The sequence below is a fragment of the Pseudomonas sp. GQ91 genome (assembly GCF_059758795.1).
Genome location: NZ_JCAXED010000038.1, coordinates 1 through 1,599, shown reverse-complemented (window position 1 = coordinate 1,599; position 1,599 = coordinate 1). Strand labels below are relative to the sequence as shown.

General features: G+C 59.2%; 1 protein-coding gene. It reads right to left on the bottom strand.

The window, feature by feature from the left end; all coding sequences use genetic code 11:
- A partial coding sequence (locus AC6CIA_RS26270) for an immunoglobulin-like domain-containing protein (RefSeq protein WP_498316056.1) occupies window positions 1-1,599 on the bottom strand: 1,599 nt, incomplete at both ends.

The window sequence follows — 1,599 nt, the reverse complement described above, 5'->3', positions numbered from 1 at the left end:
GTTGCGTCAGTGATTTTGACCGTCTCGGAAGACTTGTCGATGAACACGTCATCGGTTGGCGCATCGACTGTCACGGTACCGACGGTTTCGCCGGCTTTGATCGTGATAGTGGAGTTGTTGTCGAGCTTCAGGGTGACGTCAGACCCGGCCTTGTTGCTCAAGGTCGCGGTGTAAGTGATTTGGCCACCTTCGTTGACGGAGCTAGGCGCGCTCAGCGTGACAGTCGTGGTGTCATCAGTACCCGGAGTGTCAGTGACAGTCGTGGTGACGGTGTCAGTGCCCGGAACCAGGTTCTCGAAGTGCTCGCCGCCAGTCACTTTGGTGATCGCAGTGCTGACGGTCTGGTCGCCGGTATACACATCATTTGGCGCCAATACCGAAACAGTGCCGCTCGACTGGTTCACCCCAATGGTGATGGTCTCGCCATTGCTCAAGGTCACGGTCACCGGATTGGTGATGTTCGTCACCGGAGCGCCGTTTTTATCCACAAGGCTGGCGGTGTAAACGATCTGGCCGCCTTCACCCACAGTGTTGGTAGCGGTCAGCACAACCTTCACATCATCAATGGTGTCATTGATCTGCGTCGTCGCCCCGCCGGGTGCGATATCAAGTTTCTCGAAACCACCCCCTACGACGTCCGGATTAATCGTGACGTTGATCGGACCTGCATCTTTGAAGACATCGTCGCCTGGCGCCGTGGAAATCACCTGGCCTGTGGTTTCGCCCTTGGCAATGGTGATGACATCACCATTGCTCAGCGTGAGGGTCAGGTCGCTGCCGGCTTTGTTGCTCAAGGTCGCAGTGTAGGTGATGGTGCCGCCTTCGCTGGCTTGGGCGGGCGCCGTCAGGGTTACGGTAGTGGTATCGGTAGTGCCCGGTGTATCGGTCACAGTGGTGGTGACCGGCGTGGTGCCCGGCACCAGATTTTCGAAGTGCGCGCCACCGCTTACGTTGGTGATGGCGGTGGTAACGGTCTGAGTACCTTCATACACATCGTTCGGCGCAGGCGCAGTGACAGTGCCGCTGGACTGGTTCACACCGATGGTGATGGTCTGGCCATTGCCCAGGGTCACGGTCAGCGGGTTGCTGATGTTAGTCACCGGCGCGCCGTTTTTATCCACAAGGCTGGCGGTGTAGACGATGGTGCCGCCTTCGCCAACGGTAGGCGTGGCGGTCAGCACCACATCGACCTTGTCGATCGTGTCGTTAATGGTGGTGGTTGCACCGTCACCAGCGACTTCCAGTTTCTCGAAGTTGCCGCCCGTAGTGTCAGTGATCTTGACTGTCTGGGTGCTGTTGTCGACGAACACGTCATCGCCGGGCGCATCAACTGTCACGGAGCCGACCGTTTCGCCCTGCTTGATGACGATGGTGGAGCCGTTATCCAGCTTCAGCGTGACGTCAGTGCCCGCTTTATTGGACAGCGTGGCGGTATAGGTAATCTGGCCGCCTTCGTTGACAGCGCTAGGCGCGCCCAGCGTCACGGTGGTGGTGTCGACCGAGTCGGTAACGGTCGTCACGGCGGGCGTGGTGCTCGGCACCAGGTTTTCAAAGTTGCCGCCGGTAGCCCCGGTGATGGTGGTGCTGACGGTGCTGCCG